The sequence below is a fragment of the Bacillus sp. Marseille-P3661 genome (assembly GCF_900240995.1).
Taxonomy (GTDB): Bacteria; Bacillota; Bacilli; order Bacillales; family Bacillaceae_J; genus OESV01.
In genome coordinates this window covers 1666049-1691977 of sequence record NZ_LT965953.1, presented here as the reverse complement: position 1 = coordinate 1691977, position 25929 = coordinate 1666049, and the positions used below count along the sequence as shown (strand labels likewise).

The 25929-nt window shown below is 35.9% G+C and carries 29 protein-coding genes and 2 pseudogenes; 22 read left to right on the top strand and 9 right to left on the bottom strand.

The window, feature by feature from the left end; genetic code table 11:
* The first annotated feature begins 27 nt into the window (after window positions 1-27).
* From C1724_RS07925 to C1724_RS07915, 3 genes are all read left to right on the top strand, one after another.
* Window positions 28-735, top strand: a complete 708-nt coding sequence (locus C1724_RS07925; protein ID WP_102346143.1) for a DNA alkylation repair protein — start codon at window positions 28-30, stop codon at window positions 733-735.
* A gap of 100 nt (window positions 736-835) precedes the next feature.
* Window positions 836-1429, top strand: coding sequence for a YdeI/OmpD-associated family protein (locus tag C1724_RS07920; protein WP_102346142.1), 594 nt, complete (start codon window positions 836-838; stop codon window positions 1427-1429).
* Between the two features lie 168 nt (window positions 1430-1597).
* Window positions 1598-2512: a VOC family protein gene (locus tag C1724_RS07915; protein ID WP_102346141.1), complete on the top strand. Its 915-nt coding sequence runs from the start codon at window positions 1598-1600 to the stop codon at window positions 2510-2512.
* Between the two features lie 136 nt (window positions 2513-2648).
* Here the strand turns inward: C1724_RS07915 and C1724_RS07910 are convergent, their stop codons facing one another.
* Window positions 2649-3011: a winged helix-turn-helix transcriptional regulator gene (locus tag C1724_RS07910; protein WP_102346140.1), complete on the bottom strand. Its 363-nt coding sequence runs from the start codon at window positions 3009-3011 to the stop codon at window positions 2649-2651.
* Between the two features lie 154 nt (window positions 3012-3165).
* Here C1724_RS07910 and C1724_RS07905 point away from each other — a divergent pair, with 154 nt between their 5' ends.
* Both C1724_RS07905 and C1724_RS07900 read left to right on the top strand, forming a co-directional pair.
* Entirely contained in the window at window positions 3166-4380 is a 1215-nt protein-coding gene (locus C1724_RS07905) for an MFS transporter (RefSeq protein ID WP_102346139.1), read from the top strand.
* 42 nt (window positions 4381-4422) lie between these two features.
* Window positions 4423-5265, top strand: a complete 843-nt coding sequence (locus C1724_RS07900; RefSeq protein ID WP_102346138.1) for an aldo/keto reductase — start codon at window positions 4423-4425, stop codon at window positions 5263-5265.
* 167 nt (window positions 5266-5432) lie between these two features.
* Here C1724_RS07900 and C1724_RS07895 read toward each other — a convergent pair whose 3' ends face one another.
* Together C1724_RS07895 and C1724_RS07890 are read right to left on the bottom strand one after the other, a co-directional pair.
* Window positions 5433-5957 carry an MSMEG_1061 family FMN-dependent PPOX-type flavoprotein gene (locus C1724_RS07895; RefSeq protein ID WP_258000306.1) on the bottom strand — a complete coding sequence of 175 codons (525 nt, stop codon included), beginning with the start codon at window positions 5955-5957 and terminating at the stop codon, window positions 5433-5435.
* 53 nt (window positions 5958-6010) lie between these two features.
* Window positions 6011-6400, bottom strand: a pseudogene (locus C1724_RS07890) (FecCD family ABC transporter permease); the annotation flags it as partial.
* Window position 6401: 1 nt separating this feature from the next.
* On the opposite strand from C1724_RS07890, the pseudogene C1724_RS07885 reads away from it, so the two are divergent.
* The 3 genes and pseudogenes from C1724_RS07885 to C1724_RS07875 form a co-directional block, all read left to right on the top strand.
* Window positions 6402-6827, top strand: a pseudogene (locus tag C1724_RS07885) (ABC transporter ATP-binding protein); the annotation flags it as partial.
* Between the two features lie 190 nt (window positions 6828-7017).
* A complete protein-coding gene (locus C1724_RS07880; RefSeq protein ID WP_102344757.1) occupies window positions 7018-7563 on the top strand; it encodes a helix-turn-helix domain-containing protein in 546 nt (181 codons plus the stop codon).
* Entirely contained in the window at window positions 7464-8390 is a 927-nt protein-coding gene (locus C1724_RS07875; protein ID WP_142386531.1) for an IS3 family transposase, read from the top strand. Before C1724_RS07880 ends, C1724_RS07875 begins: the two co-directional genes overlap by 100 nt.
* Window positions 8391-8483: 93 nt before the next feature.
* Here C1724_RS07875 and C1724_RS07870 read toward each other — a convergent pair whose 3' ends face one another.
* Window positions 8484-9662, bottom strand: coding sequence for a SpoIID/LytB domain-containing protein (locus C1724_RS07870; protein WP_258000369.1), 1179 nt, complete (start codon window positions 9660-9662; stop codon window positions 8484-8486).
* 264 nt (window positions 9663-9926) lie between these two features.
* Here C1724_RS07870 and C1724_RS07865 point away from each other — a divergent pair, with 264 nt between their 5' ends.
* Entirely contained in the window at window positions 9927-10121 is a 195-nt protein-coding gene (locus tag C1724_RS07865; protein ID WP_102346135.1) for a DUF6440 family protein, read from the top strand.
* A gap of 480 nt (window positions 10122-10601) precedes the next feature.
* Here the strand turns inward: C1724_RS07865 and purF are convergent, their stop codons facing one another.
* On the bottom strand, window positions 10602-11981 hold the full coding sequence (gene purF / locus C1724_RS07860; RefSeq protein ID WP_180994171.1) for an amidophosphoribosyltransferase: 1380 nt from the start codon (window positions 11979-11981) through the stop codon (window positions 10602-10604).
* 294 nt (window positions 11982-12275) lie between these two features.
* Between purF and C1724_RS07855 the strand changes: the two genes are divergently transcribed.
* The 6 genes from C1724_RS07855 to C1724_RS07830 all read left to right on the top strand — a co-directional run bounded on the left by C1724_RS07855 (window position 12276) and on the right by C1724_RS07830 (window position 15453).
* On the top strand, window positions 12276-12500 hold the full coding sequence (locus tag C1724_RS07855) for a hypothetical protein (protein WP_102346134.1): 225 nt from the start codon (window positions 12276-12278) through the stop codon (window positions 12498-12500).
* Between the two features lie 365 nt (window positions 12501-12865).
* On the top strand, window positions 12866-13327 hold the full coding sequence (locus C1724_RS07850; RefSeq protein ID WP_102346133.1) for a UPF0158 family protein: 462 nt from the start codon (window positions 12866-12868) through the stop codon (window positions 13325-13327).
* Window positions 13328-13443: 116 nt separating this feature from the next.
* The gene (locus C1724_RS07845; protein ID WP_102346132.1) at window positions 13444-13734 is read left to right on the top strand and encodes a plasmid pRiA4b ORF-3 family protein; all 291 of its coding nucleotides are present in this window, start codon (window positions 13444-13446) and stop codon (window positions 13732-13734) included.
* Entirely contained in the window at window positions 13709-13981 is a 273-nt protein-coding gene (locus C1724_RS07840) for an IS1096 element passenger TnpR family protein (RefSeq protein ID WP_102346131.1), read from the top strand. The genes C1724_RS07845 and C1724_RS07840 overlap by 26 nt, the downstream gene beginning before the upstream one ends.
* Window positions 13982-14698: 717 nt before the next feature.
* On the top strand, window positions 14699-14875 hold the full coding sequence (locus C1724_RS07835) for a glycine zipper family protein (RefSeq protein WP_258000305.1): 177 nt from the start codon (window positions 14699-14701) through the stop codon (window positions 14873-14875).
* Window positions 14876-15057: 182 nt separating this feature from the next.
* A complete protein-coding gene (locus C1724_RS07830) occupies window positions 15058-15453 on the top strand; it encodes a VOC family protein (RefSeq protein ID WP_102346130.1) in 396 nt (131 codons plus the stop codon).
* A 132-nt stretch (window positions 15454-15585) separates the two neighbouring features.
* Here the strand turns inward: C1724_RS07830 and C1724_RS07825 are convergent, their stop codons facing one another.
* A complete protein-coding gene (locus C1724_RS07825) occupies window positions 15586-16098 on the bottom strand; it encodes a DUF2269 family protein (RefSeq protein WP_102346129.1) in 513 nt (170 codons plus the stop codon).
* Between the two features lie 657 nt (window positions 16099-16755).
* On the opposite strand from C1724_RS07825, the gene C1724_RS07820 reads away from it, so the two are divergent.
* From C1724_RS07820 to C1724_RS07810, 3 genes are all read left to right on the top strand, one after another.
* The gene (locus C1724_RS07820; protein ID WP_102346128.1) at window positions 16756-17181 is read left to right on the top strand and encodes a DoxX family protein; all 426 of its coding nucleotides are present in this window, start codon (window positions 16756-16758) and stop codon (window positions 17179-17181) included.
* Window positions 17182-17259: 78 nt separating this feature from the next.
* Window positions 17260-18108 (top strand): DUF3231 family protein, encoded by an 849-nt coding sequence (locus tag C1724_RS07815; protein WP_308410494.1) that lies wholly within the window; start codon window positions 17260-17262, stop codon window positions 18106-18108.
* Between the two features lie 153 nt (window positions 18109-18261).
* Complete coding sequence (locus tag C1724_RS07810; protein ID WP_102346126.1) at window positions 18262-18831, top strand: dihydrofolate reductase family protein; 570 nt, start codon at window positions 18262-18264, stop codon at window positions 18829-18831.
* Between the two features lie 526 nt (window positions 18832-19357).
* On the opposite strand, the gene C1724_RS07800 is transcribed toward C1724_RS07810, so the two are convergent.
* The 3 genes from C1724_RS07800 to C1724_RS07790 form a co-directional block, all read right to left on the bottom strand.
* Entirely contained in the window at window positions 19358-19741 is a 384-nt protein-coding gene (locus C1724_RS07800) for a DUF1398 family protein (RefSeq protein ID WP_180994170.1), read from the bottom strand.
* A gap of 289 nt (window positions 19742-20030) precedes the next feature.
* Window positions 20031-21347 carry a hypothetical protein gene (locus C1724_RS07795; RefSeq protein WP_102346123.1) on the bottom strand — a complete coding sequence of 439 codons (1317 nt, stop codon included), beginning with the start codon at window positions 21345-21347 and terminating at the stop codon, window positions 20031-20033.
* Between the two features lie 13 nt (window positions 21348-21360).
* Window positions 21361-21864 (bottom strand): hypothetical protein, encoded by a 504-nt coding sequence (locus tag C1724_RS07790; protein ID WP_102346122.1) that lies wholly within the window; start codon window positions 21862-21864, stop codon window positions 21361-21363.
* Between the two features lie 390 nt (window positions 21865-22254).
* Between C1724_RS07790 and C1724_RS07785 the strand changes: the two genes are divergently transcribed.
* The 4 genes from C1724_RS07785 (at window position 22255) to C1724_RS07770 (ending at window position 25457) form a co-directional block, all read left to right on the top strand.
* Window positions 22255-22812 carry a YdcF family protein gene (locus C1724_RS07785; protein ID WP_102346770.1) on the top strand — a complete coding sequence of 186 codons (558 nt, stop codon included), beginning with the start codon at window positions 22255-22257 and terminating at the stop codon, window positions 22810-22812.
* Between the two features lie 262 nt (window positions 22813-23074).
* Entirely contained in the window at window positions 23075-23395 is a 321-nt protein-coding gene (locus tag C1724_RS07780) for a hypothetical protein (RefSeq protein WP_102346121.1), read from the top strand.
* A 612-nt stretch (window positions 23396-24007) separates the two neighbouring features.
* Entirely contained in the window at window positions 24008-24604 is a 597-nt protein-coding gene (locus C1724_RS07775; RefSeq protein ID WP_102346120.1) for a class I SAM-dependent methyltransferase, read from the top strand.
* Between the two features lie 280 nt (window positions 24605-24884).
* Window positions 24885-25457: a manganese efflux pump MntP gene (locus C1724_RS07770; RefSeq protein WP_102346119.1), complete on the top strand. Its 573-nt coding sequence runs from the start codon at window positions 24885-24887 to the stop codon at window positions 25455-25457.
* The last annotated feature ends 472 nt before the right edge of the window (window positions 25458-25929 follow it).

The window sequence follows — 25929 nt, the reverse complement described above, 5'->3', positions numbered from 1 at the left end:
TAATATAAAGGAAGGACGTACAATACGATGGAATTCGAAACAGTTATGCAAGAGCTTGAAGCTCTTGGTAAGGAACGAACGAAAAAAATATACATATCCAATGGTGCGCACGAGCCACTTTTTGGTGTGGCTACAGGTGCTATGAAACCAATTGCAAAGAAAATAAAAGTAAATCAACGTTTAGCTGAAGAGCTTTATGCCACAGGTAACTATGATGCGATGTACTTTGCGGGCATTATTGCCGACCCAAAAGCCATGACAGAATCAGATTATGATCGATGGATGGATGGAGCGTATTTTTATATGCTGTCTGATTATGTGGTGGCCGTAACGTTATCAGAGTCGGATATTGCACAAGAGGTTGCTGATAAATGGATCGCAAGCGGTGAAGAGCTGAGAATGTCAGCAGGCTGGAGTTGCTACTGCTGGCTGTTAGGGAATTGCAAAGACAGTGAATTTTCTGAAAGCAAGATTTCCACTATGCTTGATGCTGTGAAACAGTCGATTCACGATTCTCCAGAACGAACAAAATCCTCTATGAATAATTTTCTTTATACAGTGGGAATTTCATTTTTACCGTTACATGAAAAGGCAGTCGAGACTGCAAAGGAAGTAGGGATAGTAGAAGTCAAGCGGGACAAGAAAAAAAGCAGTTTCCTAAACGCTTACGAAAGTATCCAAAAAGAAATCGATAAAAAGAGACTTGGTTTCAAACGCAAATATGTAAGATGTTAAAATTAGTTTCGAATCGAACACGTATGGGGGACGGGCAGGGACCGCTGTATATTACCTTGACTGGCAGAGAATTGAAAAATTGAAGAGGGGTGGTCCTTTAATGGCAACTAGTAATATGAATCCAAAGGTTGATGAATTTTTATACAAAGCTAAACAGTGGAAGGAAGAATTTGAAGAGTTGAGAAAAATCGTTCTTGACTGTGGGCTTACTGAAGAATTGAAGTGGAGATTGCCTTGTTATACATATCAGAAAAGTAATATCGTAATCATTCAAGGATTTAAAGAATACTGTGCGCTTATGTTTTTCAAAGGTACGTTGTTGAATGATCCCAATGGAATTTTAATTAAACCTGGGGAGAACTCGCAGGCGCAGCGCCAGATTCGATTTACCAAAGTGCAAGAAATAGTTGAAATGGAAACGATCTTAAAAGCCTATATTTATCAAGCAATTGAAGTTGAAAAAGAGGGTTTGGAAGTGAGTTTTAAAAAGACTGCAGAATACATAATACCTGAAGAACTTCAAACTAAATTTGAGGAAAACCCTGCTCTGAAAACTGCTTTTGAAGCCTTAACGCCGGGACGTCAAAGAGCATATATTCTTTATTTTTCTGCACCCAAACAGTCCAAAACTCGACTATCAAGAATTGAAAAATATATGCAGCAAATTCTTAATGGTAAGGGATTAAATGATTAATGAGAAATTAATCTTGGTTAAAGGCAGACTGTTCGACCATTGGGGGAGATAAAAGGACAGCCCGAAGAGCCTAAATTTGCATTTAAAGGCCTTTTTGTGAAATTGGAACTAGGTTGTGTTCTTTTTATGTTTTATAAAATTCATAAGAAAATTAGAGAGGTATAAATTATGTCAATAACAAATCAAAAAATTGTACCACATTTATGGTATGACAAAGAGGCAAAGGAGGCAGCGGAGTTTTACACTTCTATTTTCCCAGAATCAAAAATAACGGGTGTTAGAACAATTCACGATACACCATCAGGCGACTCCGATATTGTCTCATTTGAGCTTTGGGGGCAGAAGTTCATGGCAATTAGCGCTGGGCCGCATTTCAAGCTCAATCCTTCGGTGTCTTTCATCGTTAATTTTGACCCATCGCGCGTAAAAGATGCCAGTGAAAAAATTAATGAGGTTTGGAACAAATTGTCCGAAGGCGGCACTGCGTTAATGCCGCTCGATCAATATCCATTTAGTGAGAAATATGGCTGGATTCAGGATAAGTATGGTTTATCCTGGCAGTTAATGCTTACGGATTCAGAAGGTGAAGAGCATCCAGAAATTGTTCCGTCACTTTTGTTTGTCGGTGATCAATGCGGCAACGCGGAAGAGGCAAAGAATTTTTATTTATCCGTCTTTAAAAACACCAAGCAGGGACATATCGCCCGCTACCCGAAAGGCATGGAGCCTGACAAAGAAGGAACAATTATGTTCTCTGACTTTATGCTTGAAAATCAGTGGTTTGTCGCAATGGATAGCGCGCATGAGCATAAATTCAGTTTTAACGAGGCACTTTCCTTTATGGTGTACTGTGACACACAAGAAGAGATTGATTACTACTGGGATCGGCTTTCTGCGGTTCCTGAAGCCGAGCAATGCGGCTGGCTGAAAGATAAATTTGGCGTATCCTGGCAAATCGTTCCGAGTGGGATGGATGAGATGATGAGCAAGGGGACACCAGATCAACTTGCTCGACTAACAAAAGCATTTCTTAAAATGAAAAAATTTGATCTTGTCGAATTAAAGAAAGCATACAAGGGATAAGGGATACAACCTATGAGTATTTCTTTCGTTCCTTCTGAATAAAGTCGAATATAGGGGCACAAAACACTAGTGTTAGTGTTTTGTGCCCCGTCTAATTAAGTTATTGGAAATTTTGAGGTTAAGAATTCAGATCCTATTAATTATTTAAGATACTTTCTTCTAAAACTTCTGATTTGTCACCGTAAACTTTGATGATATGTTTTTCTCCCCAAGCACATAAAGAACTTAATATATGTTCTAAACTCTGACCATATTCGCTTAACTCATATTCTACTTTTGGAGGTACTTGATTATAAACAATACGATTGATAACCCCATCATCTTCGAGTTCGCGGAGTTGTTGTGTGAGCATTTTTTGAGTGATGTTTGGCATTAGCCGTTTTAGTTCGCTTGTTCTTTTTTTTCCATGTGTTAAATGGCAAAGAATTACGCATTTCCACTTCCCGCCGATTACCTCTAACGTAGCTTCAACTGATATATTGTATTTCTTTTTGTTCACGATTTTCCTCCTCCTTCTAATGGGCACCTAAAAGTACCTATATTACTTTTTGGTGTCTATAGCACTATAAAGTACGTACTTTTTCTTTTGAATTATATATATCATAATAACATTTGCCGGCGAAAAATTACCACAAATTTAGGGAGGAAAGACAATGTTAAAGGAAAGTAAGAGTAGTCTGTTCGGATTACTTGCCTTGGCGGTTAGTGCTTTTGCGATTGGTACTACAGAGTTTATTAGTGTGGGCTTATTACCACTTATCGCAGATGATTTAAATATATCAGTTAAAATGGCTGGGCTTACGGTTTCAATGTATGCTCTTGGAGTTACATTTGGGGCGCCCATCCTAACGTCATTTACTTCATCCATGTCTAGAAAAACGTTGCTACTTTGGATCATGATTATTTTTATCATTGGAAATAGTATTGCAGCTAGTGCTACCAGTATAGGGGTCTTATTGTTTGCTAGGGTCCTATCAGCATTCTCTCATGGAGTGTTTATGTCTATTGGTTCGACGCTTGCAGCTAGTTTAGTTCCAGAAGATCGAAGAGCAAGTGCCATATCAATTATGTTTACGGGATTGACGGTTGCTACCGTTACTGGAGTGCCATTTGGAACATTTCTAGGGCAACAACTTGGCTGGAGGTTTGCATTTTTAGCAATTGTATTGATCGGTATCGTTGCTTTACTAGCTAACAGTATTTTAGTGCCATCTGGATTGAGAGGAGGAGTGCGTTCGACTTTTTCAGATCAACAAAAACTACTAAAGAATCGACGTTTGCTGTTAGTATTCGCAATCACAGCTCTAGGCTATGGCGGGACATTTGTAGTCTTTACCTATTTATCACCTTTATTACAAGAAGTAACGGGCTTTAAGTCGGAAACAGTAACTATAATTCTATTAATCTATGGGATTGCCATTGCCATTGGAAATATGTTAGGTGGTAAATTAGCTAATCAAAATCCAATTCGATCCTTGCTATATATGTTTATCGTCCAAGCAATTGTTCTTTATATACTTTCATTTACTGCTCCATTTAAAATTGCTAGCTTAATAACGATTTCAATTATGGGGTTATTTGCATTTATGAATGTCCCTGGTTTGCAAGTTTATGTTGTTATGCTAGCTGAAAGATTCGTTCCAGGAGCTGTTGATGTTGCTTCTGCGATCAATATCGCTGCATTCAATGCGGGTATTGCTATTGGATCGTATTTAGGAGGCCTAACAACTGAATCGATAGGTCTCATTCACACAGGATGGCTAGGTGGACTTATGGTTACTTTCGCAGTGATCTTAACAATATGGAGTGTTAGTTTAGAAAACAAAGATCTTAGAAGAGAATCAGCAAAGCTAAAAAATGCTTGCTGAGAAGTTTAAAAAATAAAAAATTAGTAATGGAGGATTAACATAATGATCAATCATATTAAAGATACAACAACATTACAAAACGGGGTAAACATGCCATGGCTGGGGCTGGGTGTATTTAAAGTAGAGGAAGGACCAGATCTAGTTCAAGCAGTTAAAACGGCAATTGTTCATGGATACCGCAGTATTGATACAGCAGCTATTTATGGTAACGAACAAGGTGTGGGCGAAGGAATTGTTGCAGGGATTAGGGAAACAGGTATAACAAGAGAAGATTTATTTATTACATCAAAAGTGTGGAACGATGATTTGGGGTATGATGCTACCATCAAAGCATTTGATACAAGTTTAACAAAGCTGGGCCTAAGCTATTTAGATCTTTATTTAATTCATTGGCCTGTGGAGGGAAAGTTCGCTGAGGCATGGAGAGCGTTAGAAACACTTTATGCAGAAGGCAAAGTAAAGGCAATTGGTGTTAGTAATTTTCATATTCATCACCTAGAAGAGTTGATGAAAAATGCATCTATTTTGCCTATGGTTAATCAAGTTGAACGTCATCCTAGATTAACACAAAAAGAATTGCTGCAGTATTGCCAACAAAATGGGATTCAATTGGAGGCATGGTCCCCATTGATGCAAGGTCAAATCTTAGATCACACAGTCTTGGTATCAATTGCTCAAAAATATAAGAAATCCACTGCTCAAATTATTCTGCGCTGGAACTTACAAAATAATGTAGTGATCATTCCTAAATCTATTAGAGAACAACGAATCATTGAGAACTCAAACCTATATGATTTTGAATTAACGATAGAAGAAATGGAACAGATTGATAGCTTAAATCAAAACAAAAGAGTGGGGCCAGACCCGGATAATTTTGACTTCTAATTCGCATAATCTACAAATTTTATTAGGAATGAAAATAAAAACCATAATGGACGAAATCCATTATGGTTTTGTTTATAATTTTTAAGTTTACTAGACTATTTCTTTACTTCGACACCATTTATTTTTAGATGAGCATGGAATATATCAAGGCCTAATGGTATTGCATCTTAGTTTGGCCATGTATCAGGGTTCCAAATTTTTGATTTTTTCAGAGCTCGAGAGCAATGAATAAAACATTCTTCTACATCTACTCCAATCGCTAGTAATGGAGGTTTCCCGTTAATGCTCATTGTGTCTAAGATTTCTTTATTTTTAATAATGGTTGCTTTTCCATTTATACGAAGAACCTCATCCAAACCCGGAATTAGAAAGACGAGTCCAACATGTGGGTTTGATAATATATTGATAAATGAATCTACTCTTCTATTACCTGGGCGATTAGGAATAACTAATTGATTTTCATTTAAAATAATAATTTCGTTTGGTAAATCACCTCGAGGTGAAACGTCACATTTTCCGTCAGCCTTAGAGGTCGAAAGGAAAAATATAGGTGACAACGAAATAAATCTTTCACATTGTTCATCTATAAAGGTAATTTCCTTTTTTATGACATACTCGTGAGGAATTCCGATTATTTCTCTTAGTTCTTTCTCCGAAGTAACAGCTTCAGTTGAAAAATTGATTTTCTCCATTTTCCTACTTTCCTTTCTATCTTAGAATCTTTTCTACTTTTTATACGATTTTCTTAAACTGTCTTGACTAATAAGTAAATGAAGTATGGAGCACCTAAAATTGAAACCACTAATCCTACAGGTAACTCAACAGGTGCCATAATTACTCTTCCTAACGTGTCTGCTGATAGAAGTAATAACGCACCAATGATAGCTGTTAACGGAAGGAGTTTCGTATTTCTTGCACCTATTAGACGTCTAGCAATATGTGGTGCGATTAATCCTAGAAAAGTAATGCCACCACCGACTGATACACAAACGCCCGCTAATGCAACTGAGACAATAAGTAAAATTCTTCTTTCCTTTTCAATTTGGACACCCACTCCAGTAGCTACTTCATCACCTAAATGTAAAACATCAAGAAATCTAGCTTTATATACTGCATAAGGGATTAGAATTAGTAGCTATAAGTTTCGGACGGTAGACTCTCTTTCAGGCGGCCAGCGACAACGTGTGTGGATCGCGATGGCACTTGCTCAAGAAACCGAAATTATCTTCTTAGATGAACCAACAACTTATCTTGACTTGGCACATCAATTAGAAGTCCTTGAGTTGCTGAAGGACTTAAATATGACACAAAATAGGACCATTATTATGGTTTTACATGATTTAAACCATGCAGCTCGCTTTTCACATAATATAATTGCACTGAAAAATGGCAGTCTGATCAAAGCAGGAACAGTTGAAGAGGTCATGCAAAAAGACATTCTGAAGAGTGTATTTAACATTGACGCTGAAATCGGCCGTGATCCAAGAACAGATAAACCAATGTGTACAACATATGATTTGATAAAGGAAAATGTGGCCATGGCCCACGGGGACAGGAACTGAGGTGCACCCCAAAAGTTAGAGTCAAAAAAACTAATCTTTTGGGGTGTTTATTTTGGCTAAAAAATATAGTGATGATTTGAAATTAACGGTGGTTAGAGAATATCAAGAAGGAAAGCTAGGGATAAGACCCCTANATGAGGTGCACCCCAAAAGTTAGAGTCAAAAAAACTAATCTTTTGGGGTGTTTATTTTGGCTAAAAAATATAGTGATGATTTGAAATTAACGGTGGTTAGAGAATATCAAGAAGGAAAGCTAGGGATAAGACCCCTAGCCAAAAAACACGGGATCAAGTCTAAATCACTAGTTAACAGGTGGATAAAAATATATGAGAAATTGGGTGCTGATGGATTAAAAAGGAAGAGGAAGAACAAACCTTATTCTGTTCAATTCAAGCTAGATGTATTAAGCTATATGAAGAGAACAGGTTCTTCAGAAACGGAAACTGCCCTTCACTTTGGAATAACAGAACCTACTACAATAGGTAGGTGGAAGAAAGCTATTTTAGAGGGGAAAGATGAAGGCCTGAATAAACATAAAGGTAGGCCCTCCATGTCTAACAACAAGAAAAACGACAAAGAAATGACATATGAACAAAAGCTGGAAAGAGAGAACGAGCTCCTTCGTTTGGAGGTAGAATATTTAAAAAAGTTGCGAGCTTTTCGGATGGACCCCACGGGCTCTCTCGAAAAGCACAAGCAGCAATATCATTCGAACTCAAAGAAAAGTTCAAACTAAAAGACGTATTACTAATCGTTGGTATTCCAGAGTCTACTTACCACTATCAAATAAAAGCGATGCAAAAAGAAAACCCAAAACAAGACCTAGAGGATTGTATTCAATCTATATTTGACGAGAATGACAGTAATTATGGGTATCGTCGTGTTCAATTAGAACTGAAGAACCGAGGAATTAAAGTGAATCATAAAGCTGTGCAGCGTATTATGGGAAAGCTCGGTCTTAAATGTAGCAAATTTAGTAGAAACACACGAACGTACAGTTCTTATAAGGGGAATGTAGGGAAAGTTGCAAAAAACCGTATAAATCGTCGTTTTAAAACCAGTGTATGCCATCAGAAGTTAACAACTGATATCACAGAATTTAAGTGTTTAAATGGTAAAAAGCTTTATCTGAGCCCTATTATGGACTTATATAACGGTGAAATTCTTTCTTATGGGATAGGTACTAGTCCAACTTTGGATCTTGCGATCAGACCCCTTAAAGAGGCACTTGAAATTGTAAGAGAATCAAAGTTTAGGACAACGATTCATTCTGATCAAGGATGGCAATATCAACATAAAAAGTGGGGTAAGACACTTAAGGAAAGTAAGGTTTTTCAAAGCATGTCTCGAAAGGGAAACTGTTTGGATAACTCCCCTATGGAGAACTTCTTTGGCATTCTAAAACAAGAGATGTATTATGGAGAGGCATTGTGTACGGTTGAAGAGTTAAGCGAGAGAATTAAGAGATATATAGATTACTATAATAACAAACGTATTAAGAAAAAATTGGAGGGAATGAGTCCAGTTCAATACTGTACTCATACCAGCCAACTAGTTGCATAATAAAAACTCTAACTTTTGGGGGTCAGCTCATACGGTGGCCCATTGGTAATTCACTGGGCCAGTGTACCTGTCCCTCTGGCTCTCCCTGGCTCTTTAGTTAACTTTCACTTCTGTGCCAGGGTAATAATGTTGAATAATTTGCTTATATGATTTGCCTTTTTCAGCCATTTCGTTTGCACCCCATTGACTCATTCCAACACCATGGCCATGTCCTTTGCCGCTTACTGTATAAGACGTTGGATTATTTTCAAACGAGCTTATTAAATAACTTTTAAAAATGCCTCCACCTATCATAGGTCGTATCTTTTTTAATTCAACATCGTCTAATGAGACTTTTTCAAATAAAATGGTGCCATCAATCAATCTTCTCATAAATTCGATTTGGATCGAACCCTTCAACGCCCTATTGGATTCATTTTTTATATGATCGATAGCAAAATAGGGAATGCTCAATATTTTAATTTCACCAGCATATCCTTTTCGATCAAGCCAATTTTTTATAGAAGAGGTAATTTGACCATCTTTTTCTTCTATTTCATCCCACCAATTCGAACTATCCCAATTTATTTTATCTAAATCTATTTGCGTTTTATTTAATGTAAAGTTCCAAGGTTGAATGGGATCATAAGGATCTTGTTTGATTGGTAAATAGGGGATTGGTTTTCCACCCCATACGTTTTCGTTACTTTCTGTCATCCCGCCATTACTTGCAGAATAAAAAGCACCAATTGGTTTATCGTTAAAAGTTATGATTTCTCCCTTGGTTTCAATAACAGCCCTTTTGGTTTTAGCGAATTGATTGTACCCTCCGTATACTTGAAATTGAATGGTATCGTCAAGTTTGGGATTTAGATGTGTGATTGTATATGTACGGGCCGCTAAAGTTTGCGCTTTTAAAGCCTCTATATTCCATTCAGGGAAAACTTCAAATGGTACCACACCAGTTAAGTAATCTTCTAATAGTAACTGATTGACTGGTCTTATGTTTTTTTTCTCTTCGATATTGAATTCTACTGCACCCATATAAGGTCTTCCATCAATATATAATAGATGATTTTCATCATAAGAAGATGGATATAAAATAAATGGACTAGCTAGTTCTGTTTTTGTCTCACCATCATTAAGAAACATTTTCCCTCCTTTTAACGAAAGTGTATATTCGTCTCCTTCCTTAAACTTCAATGTTGGATCTAACGTTAAATAGTCCCCTTGTAAGCAAAGTGATAATTGGTATGTATTTCCGATATAATTTTTTAATTTCACTGAAATCATTTCTTCGGCCAACACATCACCTGTGAACGATAGTAAAAAAACTGTGAAAATCATGATAATTAGAGTTTTCATAACCATATTATTTTTAATATAGTTAGTGATTATTCCTAAAGATCCATTTTCGATGGAACTGGGAGTGGAGATTACAAAGTAATTTTTTATTTTGGTTGCAAAAAGGTCTTTAAGAGTTTAGAAGGACAATGGGTTGCAATGATAAAATAATACTTAAGATACACATTCTTTAATTCAAGGAGGATTTAAGAGATGTTTGGTAAAAGTTCGAATAAAAGATTTGAGGTTATTCACAAAGAAAAAATAGGCGCTTTAGCAGGTTGTAAAGTGCTGGTGGATAAAGAAACAGGTGTTCAATATTTATATAGTTGGTACGGAGAAAGCGGTGGAATAACACCGTTGTTGGATAAAGAAGGAAAGCCAATTGTTAGAGCTAATAATAAATAAGTTTAAATTTTTTTAAAAATATTTTTCCACTAATTCAATAAACGGGTGCGTAATTTCAACAGGGGCATTCACTAATTTCTTAACAAAGTAATCAGTTTTACTTGAATAGGTTAGTTGTTATTGAATTGAGCAAAAATGGATTTATTGTAATTACTGATTCAGATGTCGGTTTAATCTCTACAAAAGGAGTGATATTGTATACCGTTATTTTAATATTAATAATACTGCATGTTTTGTGTTTTCTTAATAAGTAGGAACTTCAGCACAAGAGAAAAACATTAAATCTAAAAGGATTGCTAATCGTAGCAATCTCTTTTAGATTGATGTAGTTTTTCATCGCCATTAAACACAATTTTAGTTAGCTTATTATCACAACAATTAACACTCGTTTTAACAACATTATTAAACCTGTGACATTAAAAATTGGCACCCACAAAACTGCACTTTATAAAAAAAGCTTTGCGTATCTGCCCCAGTTGTTTATTTTAAATACGTTTTGGTTGGATAAGCCCCACTAAAACAGGCTATACAACGACTGCTAGTATCTGCAAGATCTACATCAACTGCCTCTAATAACCCTTCGGTGCTCAAAAACGCTAATGAATCTGCTCCGATAACACGTCCCATTGCTTCTTCATGTTCATGTTTGTTTGCAAAAAGTTCTTCTTTTGTTGGCATATCCACACCATAAAAACAAGGGTTTTTTACCATAGGGGAAGTAATTCTTACATGGACCTCCTTGGCGCCTGCTTGGCGAATCAGTTGGATAATTCGCTTACTTGTAGTTCCCCGGACAATCGAATCATCGACAAGTACAACCCTTTTTCCCTCAAGAATTTCCTGAACGGCACTTAATTTAAGACGGACAGCTAAATCACGCAATTCCTGAGTTGGTTCAATAAAGGAACGTCCGGCATATGGGTTTTTAATGATTCCCATTTCATACGGAATTCCTGATTGTTGAGCAAAGCCAATAGCAGCTGGAACACTTGATTCTGGAACGGCAACCACAACATCAGCTTGGGTTGGGTGTTCTTTTGCTAAAATTTGACCTAATTCTTTCCTGATGGCTAATACACTTCTTCCGTGAATCACACTATCAGGGCGGGCAAAATAAACAAATTCAAAAGAACAAAGGGAAACTTCACCTTTTTCGGCAAATCTTCCCGTTTTTATTCCTTGTTCGTCGACAAGAAGCCACTCTCCCGGTTCAACATCTCTCCAGAATTTTGCATCCACAGCATTTAAAGCACATGTTTCCGAAGATACGATAATGGATTCCCCAATTTTTCCTAGGCTAAGGGGCCGTAACCCATGACGATCGAGGGCAATTAGTATCTGTTTTTCTGTCATGATAAGCAAAGCAAATGAACCATCTAGCCGCTTAAGGACCTCTGGTGCAGCTTCTGTAAAATACTTTTTACTAGAACGGGCCAGTAGGTGAGCGATAATTTCCGTATCAGTTGTTGTCTGAAAGATGGCACCTTGTTGCTGGAGAACTTTCCGTTCGATAGTAGCATTCACTAGGTTACCGTTATGAGCAATCGCCAAATCGCCCTCACTGTATTTAAAAACTAGGGGCTGAGCATTTTGGAGTAAGCTTTCGCCAGAGGTGGAATATCGTACATGTCCTATGGCCATATTTCCACTAAGCCCATCTAAAATGTCTCGAGAAAATACTTGGGTTACCAGACCCATTCCTCTATGATGTCTAAATGTTTTTCCATCGCTTACAACAATCCCGGCACTCTCCTGTCCACGATGCTGAAGGGCATGAAGGCCATAATAAGTTAAATCAGCTGCTTTCGGGTGATTAAAAACCCCAAATACTCCGCATTTCTCTCGCATTTCTGTATCCATTTGTATTAGCCTCCCGTAGATCATCATTCTTTTATTTTTATCGAGAGATGAAATATTATCCTATTAAATTCGGTCAGTCAGATGACCTGTCCCTGTGGTTCACCTTTTTGTAAGGATTTTTCTATTTATATATTGTGAAGGTGTATCATCAGCCCTACTAAGTTATATAAAATTTTTGGAGGAGTCTAAAAATGAGTGAGATGCTTAGAAATAACCAAAGCCCTTTTAATGTATTGGTGGATGAAGTAGATTCATTTGAATCCATTCATGAAAAGTTTCTTGGTTGTACGAGCAATGACAATGACAATTGAGCGGGATATACGAAACTGGAATTATACAAAGGCCATTCTTACTAACTGTTATTCTAGTGGTATTAAAACGATGGATGATTTAGTGGAATTGGAGAAAAAGAAACAATTACAGTCAACGTACAGGTTTTCTAATAAACGTAAAGATCCAATAGAGGCTCTAGAGGAATATAAACGTAAAGTCAGGTTAGAAAGAGAAGAAATAATATGACCCAAAAACATATCTAGCTAAAGAACCATAATAATCTAATGATTATAGACTGACATTAATAAAAACATTATTTAAACTAAAATGTGAACTGGTACACATTAGCAGGACTAATACAGATGATATTTAATTTTTCACAAATGGAAAAGATGTTTAAACATGATTTATATTCATAGTAGGCGGTGGTAGGGCTTAGGTGAAATAGTTATAAGTTCTCATAGGTAAAGGTTAAGCTGTTAATGGCGCACGTTTTGCCAAAGCACAGTTGTCAACTTTATCGAAAGTATTTTGAAGTCAAATTTTCCGTTTGTATTAACGACTTACTGAATAGAAATTTAAATTTAATTTATACCGAGGAGGCAAGATCAATGCAAGTAAAGTTGGAAGACATTATTGAAGGAATGGAGATGCAATCAGAGGAGACTATATCTTACCTTAATCTTGAAACAGGGGAACTTGTTTATGTCTCACGTGAGGCATTGTTGATTGCGGAAGATGGGGAGGATTATGATCACTTACCTGAATGGCAGCAAGAAATTGCGAAGATAGCGTATGACATTGTTGATAGCTTGGGGAAGTATGCTGAACTGCCTACTAAATTCGAAATTGATGATTATGAAATTATGGAAAGGTTTTGTTATAGTATTTCAGATGATAACATACAAGGCAAGCTACTAAATGCCATTAAAGGAAAAGGAGCATTTCGGCGCTTTAGGGACAGTGTTGAGCACTTAGGAATAATTAACCAATGGTATACTTACCGTGATATTAGTTATAAGGAAATAGCCAGGGAGTTTTGTGTAAGTAAAAATATCGGCTATATAGAGTAAGTTCAAGTTTCGATAGTTAATTCCTATTTTTTGACTGGCACTGTCAGTGAAATAATTAGGGAAGGTGGCAGTGTCATGAAAGCAATTGTAAAAACAAAGTTAAGGATGTAGGGAATATGATATTTCAACTAAAAATTACATTAAAGAATTCAAAACCACCTATTTGGAGGCGGCTTGAGGTCAAAGACTCAATGACGTTTCACGAGCTCCATCAAGCAATTCAAATTGCTTTTGAATGGTTGGATAGTCATCTGCATGGATTTGATATCAAAAAATCAAATTCGCATCAGGTACTTGATTTCATATCGATAGGGCCGATTGAAGAAGAAGACTATGGAATGGCAGGTTTTGAATATGATGAAGAGGAAGTTTTACTGAAAGATGTATTTAAAAAAGGAGAAAGATAGAGTTTTATATACATATGACTACGGTGATAATTGGGAACATGATATTGTTCTTGAGAAGATACTTCCTGAGGAACCTGTTACATATTATCCACGTTGCACTAAAGCTATGCGAGCAGTACCAGAAGAAGATAGTAGATTCAATTATGTAGTAACAGGTATCGTCACAGAGACGATCAACCAAAAAGAAGTATTGGCAGCAATTAATGAAGAGCTTGTTGATCAATTTGGTAATGAAAGTGATCGGTGAATGCATCAATCAATCTGTCACAGATACTAGTATTGAGAATAACCTCAAACAAATAAATAGTATTCCAAGGGAGATTTGGGTAAAAGAGGAAATTGCCCTTTACATAAAGCCAGTTGCTAACAAATTAAATATTAACATTGCCATTGCTTGATAACGCGCGTGGTGAAATGGATATGCTGATGTTTATTTAGTTTAGTTCTTGATTTCTGAGGGACATAGGGAGAGTAAGGACGATGAACTTTTCTCTATGTCCATTCATTATGAAAATAAATCAATTAATTGCCAATAATATTAACTGTTTGGTGCCTTCAGATGGAAGAACCAGCATGCTTAACAGGTGAAAAATGTGTCAAGGTTAATGATAAAGAGAAAAAAGAATTTAATTGTAAATAGAATGACAAAGTAATAGTTCTCTTATAAGGAGACGATGTATTGGAAAACCATGTAGATGATATAAAATCAATCCTAAGGAAACTCAGGAGAGCCATTAGTAAAGAATTTTCAAAACAGCTTGATTTAGATAAATGTGAATGAGTTATTGAAAAGCTTGGTACCTTTTCCGCAAGCTGTAAGGATTGTCAGCAATATCTGATTGAATTAAAGGATACTTTCATACAACTAGGAGCGGAATTTGACCGGATAGATGAAACTGACTATAACCAATACAAACAATCTATCAATGATATTGTCTCACACCTCCAAAAGAAACATAAGTTAGTGACAGAGGGATATTATCTAACAATTTTCATGTCCGTGGGGATAAGCTTTGGGGTCCTTTTTGGATTAACTATCTTTGATAATATTGGATTAGGAATACCAATTGGAATGAGTATGGGTATTGCAATCGGAGCGGGCCTAGATGCAGATGCTAAGAAAAAGGGTAAAACAATATAGACTAGGATTTATGGTTCCTTCCCCTCCACTGGGACGTTAATGGTGTAGTGAACCGAGGGGTAGGACTTTTTTTCTACTGTATGTTTAAGGGATCTTTTAATTCCGAGGAGTATGAACAGGATTAATAGAATACATACTAGGTCTATGGGAAAATAAACTTTGCTTGCAATTAGGAGGAAATCATGGGAAGACTTGTGCATTTCGAAATTCATGTGGATGACATGGAACGTGCTAAAAAGTTTTATGGAGAAGTATTCGGATGGACATTTGAAGATTGGAGCGATTTTGCAGGCATGCCTTATTTTGGGGCAGTGACTGGTGATGCAAAAGAACCTGGAATAAATGGAGCTTTGATGAAACGACAAAGTCCTCCACCAGAACCAAATCAAGCTTTGAATGGCTATGCTTGTACAATGGGAGTGGAAGATTACGATTCAATTGAGTCTAAAATCCTAAATAATGGTGGGAAGGTCGCGCTGCCTAAATATGCTTTGCCTGGAATGGCGTGGCAGGGATATTATATGGATACCGAAGGAAATATATTTGGTATTCATCAACCAGACGAGAATGCAAAATAGTCCATGTTGGTCCAGAGGGATGGTCCAGAGGGACAGGTTCATTGACCGTTTTAGAAAAGCCATAACAGTAATGTAGTTAGCCGCTGGAGTATGGTTTATCTGAGTCAATGGACCTGCGTCCTAAAGTAAAATTTAACTTGGTTTTGAAGGAAGCTTTTTATTCTTCCAAGGTTTTAAATACGAAATAATAAGTATGAAAATTGTAACTAGAACTTGTAAATAGACCGCGAATTGTCTTATCTCGTGATTTTGAATAAAGATTGGATTAGTTAATGCCATTTCTTTTTGAGTTTCCAATAATTCCATATTAGCTAGCATTAACTTGTCTATAACAAAAATCCCAATGATTGTTTGAATCAAATAAAGAACAAATTTTACACCAACCCATCGATGCTTAAAAAAACCCCAGTTAGTAAAAAATCCGTATGTAAAACCCACTAGTAATGTTCCAATCGCCCCCCATCTAACAATATTATCGCTGATGATGACAATGTTTTTATAGCCCAGGTAGGACTCATCATAATTTGTGAAATCAATATGAAGATTTAAAGCCAAAGAACTTAAAATTCCTCCGAAAAATAAGACTACTAGAAAAACGTGGATTATCTTTAGCCACTTCATACCTTTAGGCCCAATTTTTTTCATTCTCCTACCCTCCAAAGTATCTCTCTTGTTTTTATTTAAAAAACTTTTTTTTTATCAAAAAGTGCCTTACCCTTTCTTCTACACATCATTATAATAGGGGGCTGAATAATCTATAATGAGCCGAAGTCTTAATTCCCTCTACTTCTGTGGTCTTATTTTGAGAAACTTTCATTTTGAATATCGTGGGGGAATGTTAACTTCGTGGGCTTTGTTGAGGGCTACTATAGTTTAGGTAACAGTTTTTTTCAATTTCAAGTGCACAGCTTTTTTTTTAGAGCTGGAATCCATGTACACTTAAATAGTTTTCAAATATTGAACTTTATTTCATATTAACAAAAAATAATTGACAGTCATTTTTATGTTTGGTATTTTATAAGAGAACAAAGATTCATAAAAGAAAACTTTGAAAAAGCAAATATTTTATTATTTATAAAGTTATATATGAGGAGGTTTTACAAATGGAAACTGAAATTAAATTATGAACTTCGCTGTATTAACAATATGATTTTGAGAAAAGGCATGTCGTATTTTTCGATAAGCAAGGGTAATTTTACAATGAAAAAAAGAGGGAATTATATATTTTTTATCATTTACCTCGAATTAGTAATAATCAGTACTGAGATTTATAAATAAACCATAAATGAGGAGAGAACAACAATGACATTAAAAAACGAAATCGGGGCATTCATTTTACGAGTTACATTAGGCGCATTATTTTTGGTTCATGGAATTGTAAAGTTTCAGGGTGGAATTGAAAATATCGTAGGTTGGTTTAGTAGTATTGGATTGCCAGGATTTATGGCTTATGGAGTTGCATGGCTTGAAGTTATCGGAGGTATTGCCTTAATTATTGGATTTGCCACTAGGATTGTAGCTGCTTTGTATGCACTATTAATGATTGGCGCAATACTAAAAGTAAAACTTTCCGTGGGTTTATTGGGTAATGGACAAATGGCAGGTTATGAATTAGATCTGGCATTTATGGCAATGGCTATATTTCTAGCAATCACGGGTAGTAAGTTTTTGTCAATAAATCAACTGTTTAGCCAGAAGGATTCTAATCAATCAAATAAAGCTGCTTAAGTGAGTGGTCCAGGGGTGGTCCATGGGGACAGGTTCATTGACCGTCTTAGAAAAGCCAAACTAGGAATTAGTTAGTTACTGGACCATGGTTTTCTAAGTCAATGGACCTGTCCCTCTGTCCTTATCCCTCTGTCCTTAGGATTTACCGATAATGACTTGGTGCTAACTGCTCCACGTCTTTTTTCTGATGTTTTATGTCTACATTATTTAAATATTATGTCTATTCATGGCTGTCATGGGTATAGTGGGGCAGTTACTACATGTTCTCGTTCTGACGTCCGTGCTTATTTTACTAGATGTAACGTTTCTGCAGTAGAATTATGTAATCGAACGAAGGACGTTTTGTTAGAAAAAGGGTTATACTACCGTTCACCAGTGGTTTTACCACCTGAAAGTTCAGATTTTGTAAAAGATCATAATTTTTTAACGGGATGGTTTGGAGATAAAAGACCATTAAGTTGTATAGAAATTACTGACATTTATTTTAATCTAAAGAAAAGTATTATGGCAAAAGCCTTAATAGTTGCTTTTAGTCAAGTGGCCAAATCAAAGAAAATTCGCGACTTCTTCTTAAAAGCAGAGAATGCTAAAGAAAGTAATATTCAAATGTTCCATGAAATTTTGAATGTAGAAAACCTGCCCACCCCACCTACTTTTGAGGCGGAAATCACCGATTCCACGACAGCTCCTTTTTCTGATAAACTTATGATGTTTCAAATTGGTTTTTTGTTCTCGACTGCAAAGGTATATTACGGTACGGGGTGGGCGTCCTCACCAAGGAGAGACCTTACACCTAAATACATAAAAGCGATCTCAGGGGATTTATTAATCGGAAATAATTGGATGGATCTAATGATTAAGTATGGTTGGCTTGAGCAACCTCCTTTAGCGGAGGACCGAAGTGAGTTAGCAATGACCAAAAAATGAGAAAATTTTATAATAAAGATTAGTCTAAATTTGACCTTTTAAAGCACTAAAAGAATTTGTGAAAAAGTAGAACTGCGCCTTCCTTGACAGGTTGAGAGAAGAAACTTTCTACTGTAAAATAGGGAAAATAAACGAAAAATGGGAGAAAGAGTTATGTCCACTAACGTAAGAAAAAGAAGAATACTTTTAGATTTAGCAGTTACTTTAGATGGTTTTCTTGAAGGGAAAAATGGGGAAGTTGATTGGTGCATTATGGATTCCGAGATGGGGTTCAATAATTTCCTAAATCAAATCGATACTATTTTATATGGAAGAAAAAGCTACGAATTATGGGGACAGTATACTCCAGAAAAACATTCTGATACAGAAAAAGAAATGTGGGAAATCATTCAAAGTAAAGAAAAGTATGTGTTTTCTAGAACACAAAAAGGGACTGATAATAAAGCGGCGGTTTATATAAACGATAAAATTCACGAAGAAGTAAATAAATTAAAAAGTAAGCCCGGTAAAGATATCTGGCTATATGGAGGGGCAGGTCTTATTACAACTTTTGTAAATCTAGGACTTGTTGATGAATTTAGATTATCTATACATCCTGTTATTTTGGGAGAAGGAAGACCTTTGTTTGTTGATATAAAAAAGAAACTCAACCTCAGACTGGTTGATTCAAGAACGTTTTCCTCTGGAGTTGTTCAACTCATCTATCATATTGAAGAGAAGTAATTATAAAATTATAGGAATGTTGATTATACAACGGGTGCATTTACGGTTTAGGATTGTATAAGAATAGACAAAATTCTATCTTAGTAAATTTCTATTTTCTAATATAAAAGCCTACTCTTTACAAGTCCTATTAATTTTCTTGTTTCTTTTCCCTTAATTCTTTGCTATTTCTTAATTGACCGAAAGTAAATAACTATGCCTACTAATACCCACATAACCAAGTAAGATACTTGTAAATTATGAATGAAATGATAAAACAATAGCCCAATTACAGGTATTTCAAATAAATTTAATACATTTACAATCCAAAACAGAAACAAGTGAATAGTTGTTTCAAACATAGTGATGAATGCAAAACCAATAAAAAATAGAATGTGAATAATTATGTTAGGTAACATCATATCAGAGTTGTCCAGGGGGACAGGTTCATTGACCCTGCTTAAAATAGCTATACTATTAAACCAATCAGTTAGCCGCTGGACCATGCTCAATTTGAGTCAATGGACCTGTCCCTCTGTCCCTTTCTTTAAACTTTAAGTTGTTCTTCAATTTTTTCTTCTCCAATACCAATATAAGTAACAGTTTTCGCGGGTATGTACACACGATAGGTTACAATTCCGGCCTCGGCAATCTCTTTTAAGAAGTCTATGAAGGGCAGAGAGATGTTAGCGATTGCCCTAAGAACCTTCTCTCTATTAAATTTATTTGAAATAACCAAACTTACTTGGGAATCTGTTTTAAATTCCGAATGAACTCCTTTATATGTGGCCTGACCGGTAGCGACTTCTATTTCGTATTCATTTATGCCACTTTGGGACAATTCTGTTAAGAATTGGGAAAAGCTTATCTCACCGCTACTCCTTCTACGGATAATCTCTTGAAACTCACTTTCTGTTAATTTGTCATTCAAATAAATACCTCCAATTGAAATCAATTCTTAAATATCCTTTCTACATAATTCTAACCTCGGAGGTAATTCTTATTCTTATAAAAGTGGGACATTAATCGTTTATACAACTAATTATCATTATTTACACAGTCCAGGGGGAGGGGCCATGGGCTTAAACAGAAAATTATCTAACATGGAGTCGTTGGAACTGTCCGTAAACGAAAAAAAACCAAGGACACCTTGGATTTTTTCGATTATTGAATTCTTACTTAGAACACTTCTTTATTCACGTTGGTTCCTAGTCATGAAACTACCAGCCAATTTTCTTCTTTAAGCTTTCAGCTGCTTTTCCCACATCGCCTCCTATTTTGATATCGCCAGTTGCTGATTTTAATTTTTCCCATTGCCTGCTCACCGTTCCGGCTGGATCTTTAAAGAAATTCGTAATACCTTGTTCATCTACACCAAGTTTTTTTCCTAGGTCAGCAAACGAGTCGACCCCTGGAAGGAAAATAAGACCTGTATAATAGAGATACATCAGTTCAAGCATTCTCAGTACTTCTTGCCCGTTTAAAGTTGACCAATCCTCATTGCTATGCTGTTCATGGAACACGTTGTATTTAATGTATTTCATGACGGTTTTTGCATTTGCTTTTGACTTGAGACACTTAATAAATGCTTCTTTTCCGGCAACAAGAGCTGATTCTAATAAATTTGGAAGTACAACTGGGCTAGAGTACGGAGCTGCTTCAATCACAGCAATTTCTGCAGCCACAACTGCAGCAGCTGCAGCAACGGCGACTTTGAAACAATCTTCAATTTCTTTTCTTATTGCTTCAGATGCATCCTTTGGAAAAATGACTCTAAATATAATACGCAAGGTTGAATTACGTGAAAGAATACAGTTATCCACATTCGTGCAAGCTCCTACTTTGAATTCTGGAAACTCATCCTCTTCCCAAAGTAATCGATCCATAACATCCTCATTTGGCCCAGGCTCTAGTTTTCCAGGTAGACCAGTCTCCTCAATCAGTTTGCACTGGTAGACCCATTGACATTGATAACGTCTGCCATTTTGAACAATCTCTGTTAACTCTTTATTCATTGGCGGTTGAGTTTTAGGGTATATGACATCATCAGTAGATGGTTGCCCTGGTACTTTTTTTGTCGGTACAGCAACACCTTCTGTTACTCCTTCAAACGGTGGCTCATAAATGGGTTGGGTTGGTAATTGTTGGATAGGAGGTTCATAACTAGGCTCAAATGGAGGAGTAATTTGAATTGGTGGTTCGTAGATTGGTTGATTTGATTGTATTGGTGGTTCATAGATTGGTTGATTTGTTTGTATTGGTGGTTCATAGATTGGTAGTGGTTGTGTAGTAATGGGAATAGGCTGTTGCGGCATAGTTGGTGGTTGTATTGGGATCGTTGATGGTGCATCAATTTGAATAGGTGGTTGTGTTGTAGTGGTTGGTGGCAAACTCGCAGCATCAGTAGCTCCTTCAAAGCATTGACCTGTTACCGGATCACACCATACTCCTGTATTCTGACGATAAGATACTAGATAGTGTGGACGATAGGCGTATGGGAACCATCTATAAGGTGGAACGAATTGATAATAAAACATGTAATTTTTCCTCCTAACAGGTGAAACATTTAAAATACTCTATTTGTTGCATTTGTAAGTTTAATTGAGTCCATTGGTAACCGTTCCAGTAATATCCTGATAAGGAACCTGGTTGAACTTGACTAATCCAGGTCCAGAATGCAGAGCCATTTTTAAGCCATACAAACGTGCATTTCCTTAAACAAGCGTTTAGAGTATTAACATCAACAATCGCTTCCGTTCCGGGAGCTAAGTATGGCTTGGTTGGTGTCGTAGCAGGAGGGCGTGCAGGCAATCCTCCCTGACCTATTCCTTGTAAAGGCGGACTGATGGGTTGGCTTGTAGGTTGAGTGTAAATGGGTTGGTACGGCAAAGGTTGCATACTTGGTGTCGGAGGCGTATAGGGTGGGTAGACTTGCCCTGGTAATTGGTTTAATGCTTGACCTAGAATCCCTTGAAGTAATGATTGGTTAATCGGATTAGGAATTGGTAGCTGTGAATAACGAGGTCCAATTCTTCCTATTTCTCTATAAAACAAATTCTTTCCCCTCTTTCTAAACTCAGTAATTACCTTATTAAAATATGTAGATATATACCTAGTTGTTATTTATTGATTGCCTATTTTGGAGGGGAATTTGATCTACAGAGACAGGTTCCCCGTGGCCTAATTAATATAATTAACAGCATTAAAATAAATTGATTTTGAAAAATTTTCCGGAATTGTTGAAATGGACGAGACTTATTTTTATACTCTGATATGGGGAATTGTAAAGTGGAGAATGAAAACCTCGTAAACGTGATGGAGCATCAAAAGACCGAGTTATTAGGAAGGAGCATGTCTGTTTGATGACGAGTTCACACCCGCGATATTGTAAAGGATTGATTTAAATTGAACAAACAATCAGGGTTAAGATTAGCTTTTGCCATAATGGTTATTTTCTTTATTTTTATTAGCTATTCAGCCATTAGTATTTGGTCTTTTAGTGACGAAGTTCATTTAGAAAAAACAGATGTCGCTGTTGTACTTGGTGCTGCAGCTTGGGATAATGAACCATCTCCTGTTTTACGCGAGAGGATAAATCATTCTATCTGGCTTTATAAGAATGATTATGTAGATAAAATTATTTTTACTGGCGGCAAGGGAAAATTAGATAAATATGCAGAGTCTGAGGTTGCAAGGGATTACGCGATTGAAAACAATGTGAATGCTGAAGATATTTTGATTGAAACTAAATCACAAATCACAGAAGAGAACCTAAAATACGCTTATGAAATTGCTGTTGAAAAAAACTTCAACACATTTACAATTGTTAGCGACCCATTGCATATGAAAAGAGCAATCTTAATGGCAAAAAACATAGGTATGGAAGCATATTCATCGCCTACGCAAAGTTCTGTATATAAGACATTAAAAAGTAAAGTTCCGTTTTTCTTACGTGAGTTGTTTTTCTATATCGGTTATATTTTCAGTTTACCATTTAGGTAATGGCAGTCCATGGTCCCCAGAGGTGGTCCAGAGGGACAGGTTCATTGATCGTCATTAAAGAGCAATACCGGTAATCCAGTTTGCTGCTGGATCATCGTTTATCTAAGTCAATGGACCTGTCCCCTTGTCCTGTCCCCTTGTCCCGTCAAGCTGGTTAAACATCGAAGGTAAAACCTGTCAACGTCTCCAAATTATTTTCTTATATAATAATTTTCACGTTTGTTGGGAAAATAATCACAGTATACAATGGAGGAGGGTGTACATGAAGACTTTCGAATTGAAATCGGGAACCAATGTGATCATTGATGAGAATAAGATTGTCATTGACCGAACTGGCGGGAAAAGTGCAGTCAAGGGATTATTTGCAGGAAGAACAATGGGTCTGATGACGCTCAAAACATCAGCAATTACAGGATTAATTTTTAATGCTGATTATTTGGTGATTTGTGCATCTGGACTACCTACTCCAAATGATTTTAAAATAACTAGTGTCAACGATGTTAAACAATATCCGAATTGTATTGTGGCAAAAGAGAAAGAATTAGAGGAATTATATCAATATCTCAGCGGATTTATTAAATAGTATGAATGGGCTGGCGCAGTGTTATGCACTTTCTTTCCACAGTGGGGAATAAAGAGGGTAGTAGGTTATATCTTTTGGTAAAAATAAAAATCCCCTCTGTTTAGTTTCACTTTATTAAGATTTTATAGTTTTAGGTTAACTCTGTCTTAGGGCAGGGTTAACTTTTTAATAATTAAATAACCTTCTACCCTCCACAAAATGAAATATTTGAGGAAAATTTAAAATGGAAGTATACCCCAATAGTCATTCAGCGATATATAGAAGGTTGTTCTGTTTAATAAGACAAAAATCAAGAACGTCTACACTATACCTTTTGAATAGGAAGATATTTTTATTGTATATGTATGTACTAAGCTTAATATATGACCTTGACAGACAAAATTTTAGAATGGAAAAAAGCTTAGTATCTTTTTATTGTTTAGCTTCTCCATTGCTAATAAGCAGAAGTGGGCCATCCAACATTAGTTTTGATAAGAAGGAATATACGAGATGGTAATATGTATCTTTCCACGCCCATCAGGGGCTATAATAAAGGGGGAGACTGAGGGAATCGTGCCTTTTTTGTTATAATGACCACTATAACTTTAATTTTAAATAAATAGGGGAGTGACTATGGAAAATAACGTATTTGAAGAGATGGCCCAAAGATATGATACAGAAGAAAGAATTGAATTAGCTAAAGTTATTGTTAAGGAAGTAAGATCAGAATTAAAAAATAGTAAATCAAAATCTTTGATCGACTATGGGAGTGGTACAGGTCTAGTTAGTCTCGAATTATCAGATTTAGTAGATTCTATTTTATTGGTAGATTCATCAAAACAAATGTTGGAGGTTGCGAAAGCTAAAATTTCTCACAAAGGAATTACGAACGCTAAAGTACTTTATTCAGATTTTACTCAAGAAACGCCTGAACTTGCGGCAGACATAGTTCTAATGTCACTAGTCCTTCTTCATATTCCAGATACTAAAAAAATTTTACAAGAATTGTTTAGCATTTTAAATAATGGCGGCAAGCTAATTATTATTGATTTTGACAAAAACGATCAAATAAATCATCCGAAAGTTCATAACGGTTTTTCGCATGACGAACTGAAAGAAAGATTATCCGAAGTTGGATTTAAATCAATTGAAATGAAGACATTCTATCATGGGCATAGAATTTTTATGAATCAGGATGCCTCCATGTTTATATCGAGTAGTGTAAAGTGAAACTCAATTACTAAATAGAACCATTCATATCAATGTTTTAGTCTTTCATATGGTAAATATCATAGCTCTAGTTAATTCATGTTGATCCTAACTGGTTCTTTGTACATTATGGGTTAGTTAAACTTTCTGTTATTGAACGTTTCTTGGTGTTATTTAAATCCTTTTTTGGAAGAATGATTTTGTGTTTTGCCCTAATGCAACAAGATTTCCGTAGACCCACTCCATCAGCAGATGTTAATCTAATTAAGAAATAAAATTTGACTATGTGGGGACGGAAATAATGAATTTAAGTGGAATTCTAATGATCTCTTTTGGAATTGCAATGGATGCATTTGCAGTTTCGATTACTAGTGGTACGGTTTTAAAGGAAAAATTTCGTGTAAATAATATCTTAAAGATTGGTCTTTTTCTGACTTTGTTTCAAGCATTAATGCCTTTAGTTGGATGGGGCTTTGGTAGTCAGTTTACTTTTTATATAAAAAACATTGATCATTGGATCGCATTCTTTCTGTTAGGAATAATTGGGGTAAAAATGGTTTATGATTCCATTAAAAATGAAGAAAATGATTCTTATATTAATCCACTAAATAATAAAGTATTACTTTACCTTTCTTTAGCAACAAGCATAGATGCTTTAGCGGTTGGTGTTAGTTTTGCGTTTTTAAATGTATCTATTTTGTTTTCAATAATTTGTATAGGCGTTACTACGTTCGTATTGTCAATAATAGGTATTTTTATTGGAAAGCTAAGTGGAGAAAGATTAAAAAAGAAAGCAGGCCTTTTTGGTGGTTTTGTTCTTATATTAATAGGGATTAAAATACTAGTTGAACACTTGGGAATAATCTTTAACTAACATATGCAAGAATTAAAGATTAACATGGATCGTCAGTTCTTTTCCTTAATTGTGTAAAGGTCAAGGTTAATATTATAAGATCAGAATAATAGGGTACAAGATTAGGATGGTTTTTGGATATAACCTGCTGAATAACTAGTCTTAGAAAGATAATTCCTTAAAGGGCCCCTAGTCACATATTATTTATCTTTAGAAATAAAGAGTTAAGTTGCCGAAGAATATCATTTCATCGCTGTCAGCTATTTGAAACAGCATCATAGTGAAAACCTAACGTTTTTTCCAGTTGCAGGGACATTTGGAAAATGGAATACCTGTATGTTTACCTACAAGTATAAAATAAACTGCTACTTGACCGCATAGTAACATTAAAAAGATCCACGCCATTAGGAATCAGCTCCTTCCTGAGCCATATCCTCACTAACTAATTTCAAGCCAAAGAACCAAAGAAGAACCAAAGAACCAAAGGGACAGG

Excerpts from the sequence above, each read along its gene's own strand:
- C1724_RS07780 (WP_102346121.1), top strand. The coding sequence starts at position 23,075 with ATGAAGACTTTCGAATTGAAATCGGGAACCAATGTGATCATTGATGAG.
- C1724_RS07850 (WP_102346133.1), top strand. The coding sequence starts at position 12,866 with ATGCAAGTAAAGTTGGAAGACATTATTGAAGGAATGGAGATGCAATCA.
- C1724_RS07810 (WP_102346126.1), top strand. The coding sequence starts at position 18,262 with ATGTCCACTAACGTAAGAAAAAGAAGAATACTTTTAGATTTAGCAGTT.
- C1724_RS07915 (WP_102346141.1), top strand. The coding sequence starts at position 1,598 with ATGTCAATAACAAATCAAAAAATTGTACCACATTTATGGTATGACAAA.
- C1724_RS07770 (WP_102346119.1), top strand. The coding sequence starts at position 24,885 with ATGAATTTAAGTGGAATTCTAATGATCTCTTTTGGAATTGCAATGGAT.
- C1724_RS07785 (WP_102346770.1), top strand. The coding sequence starts at position 22,255 with ATGGTTATTTTCTTTATTTTTATTAGCTATTCAGCCATTAGTATTTGG.
- purF (WP_180994171.1), bottom strand. The coding sequence starts at position 11,981 with ATGGATACAGAAATGCGAGAGAAATGCGGAGTATTTGGGGTTTTTAAT.
- C1724_RS07855 (WP_102346134.1), top strand. The coding sequence starts at position 12,276 with ATGACAATGACAATTGAGCGGGATATACGAAACTGGAATTATACAAAG.
- C1724_RS07905 (WP_102346139.1), top strand. The coding sequence starts at position 3,166 with ATGTTAAAGGAAAGTAAGAGTAGTCTGTTCGGATTACTTGCCTTGGCG.
- C1724_RS07840 (WP_102346131.1), top strand. The coding sequence starts at position 13,709 with ATGTATTTAAAAAAGGAGAAAGATAGAGTTTTATATACATATGACTAC.
- C1724_RS07775 (WP_102346120.1), top strand. The coding sequence starts at position 24,008 with ATGGAAAATAACGTATTTGAAGAGATGGCCCAAAGATATGATACAGAA.
- C1724_RS07865 (WP_102346135.1), top strand. The coding sequence starts at position 9,927 with ATGTTTGGTAAAAGTTCGAATAAAAGATTTGAGGTTATTCACAAAGAA.
- C1724_RS07925 (WP_102346143.1), top strand. The coding sequence starts at position 28 with ATGGAATTCGAAACAGTTATGCAAGAGCTTGAAGCTCTTGGTAAGGAA.
- C1724_RS07900 (WP_102346138.1), top strand. The coding sequence starts at position 4,423 with ATGATCAATCATATTAAAGATACAACAACATTACAAAACGGGGTAAAC.
- C1724_RS07795 (WP_102346123.1), bottom strand. The coding sequence starts at position 21,347 with ATGTTTTATTATCAATTCGTTCCACCTTATAGATGGTTCCCATACGCC.
- C1724_RS07820 (WP_102346128.1), top strand. The coding sequence starts at position 16,756 with ATGACATTAAAAAACGAAATCGGGGCATTCATTTTACGAGTTACATTA.
- C1724_RS07870 (WP_258000369.1), bottom strand. The coding sequence starts at position 9,662 with ATGATTTCAGTGAAATTAAAAAATTATATCGGAAATACATACCAATTA.
- C1724_RS07830 (WP_102346130.1), top strand. The coding sequence starts at position 15,058 with ATGGGAAGACTTGTGCATTTCGAAATTCATGTGGATGACATGGAACGT.
- C1724_RS07845 (WP_102346132.1), top strand. The coding sequence starts at position 13,444 with ATGATATTTCAACTAAAAATTACATTAAAGAATTCAAAACCACCTATT.
- C1724_RS07825 (WP_102346129.1), bottom strand. The coding sequence starts at position 16,098 with ATGAAAAAAATTGGGCCTAAAGGTATGAAGTGGCTAAAGATAATCCAC.
- C1724_RS07895 (WP_258000306.1), bottom strand. The coding sequence starts at position 5,957 with ATGGAGAAAATCAATTTTTCAACTGAAGCTGTTACTTCGGAGAAAGAA.
- C1724_RS07920 (WP_102346142.1), top strand. The coding sequence starts at position 836 with ATGGCAACTAGTAATATGAATCCAAAGGTTGATGAATTTTTATACAAA.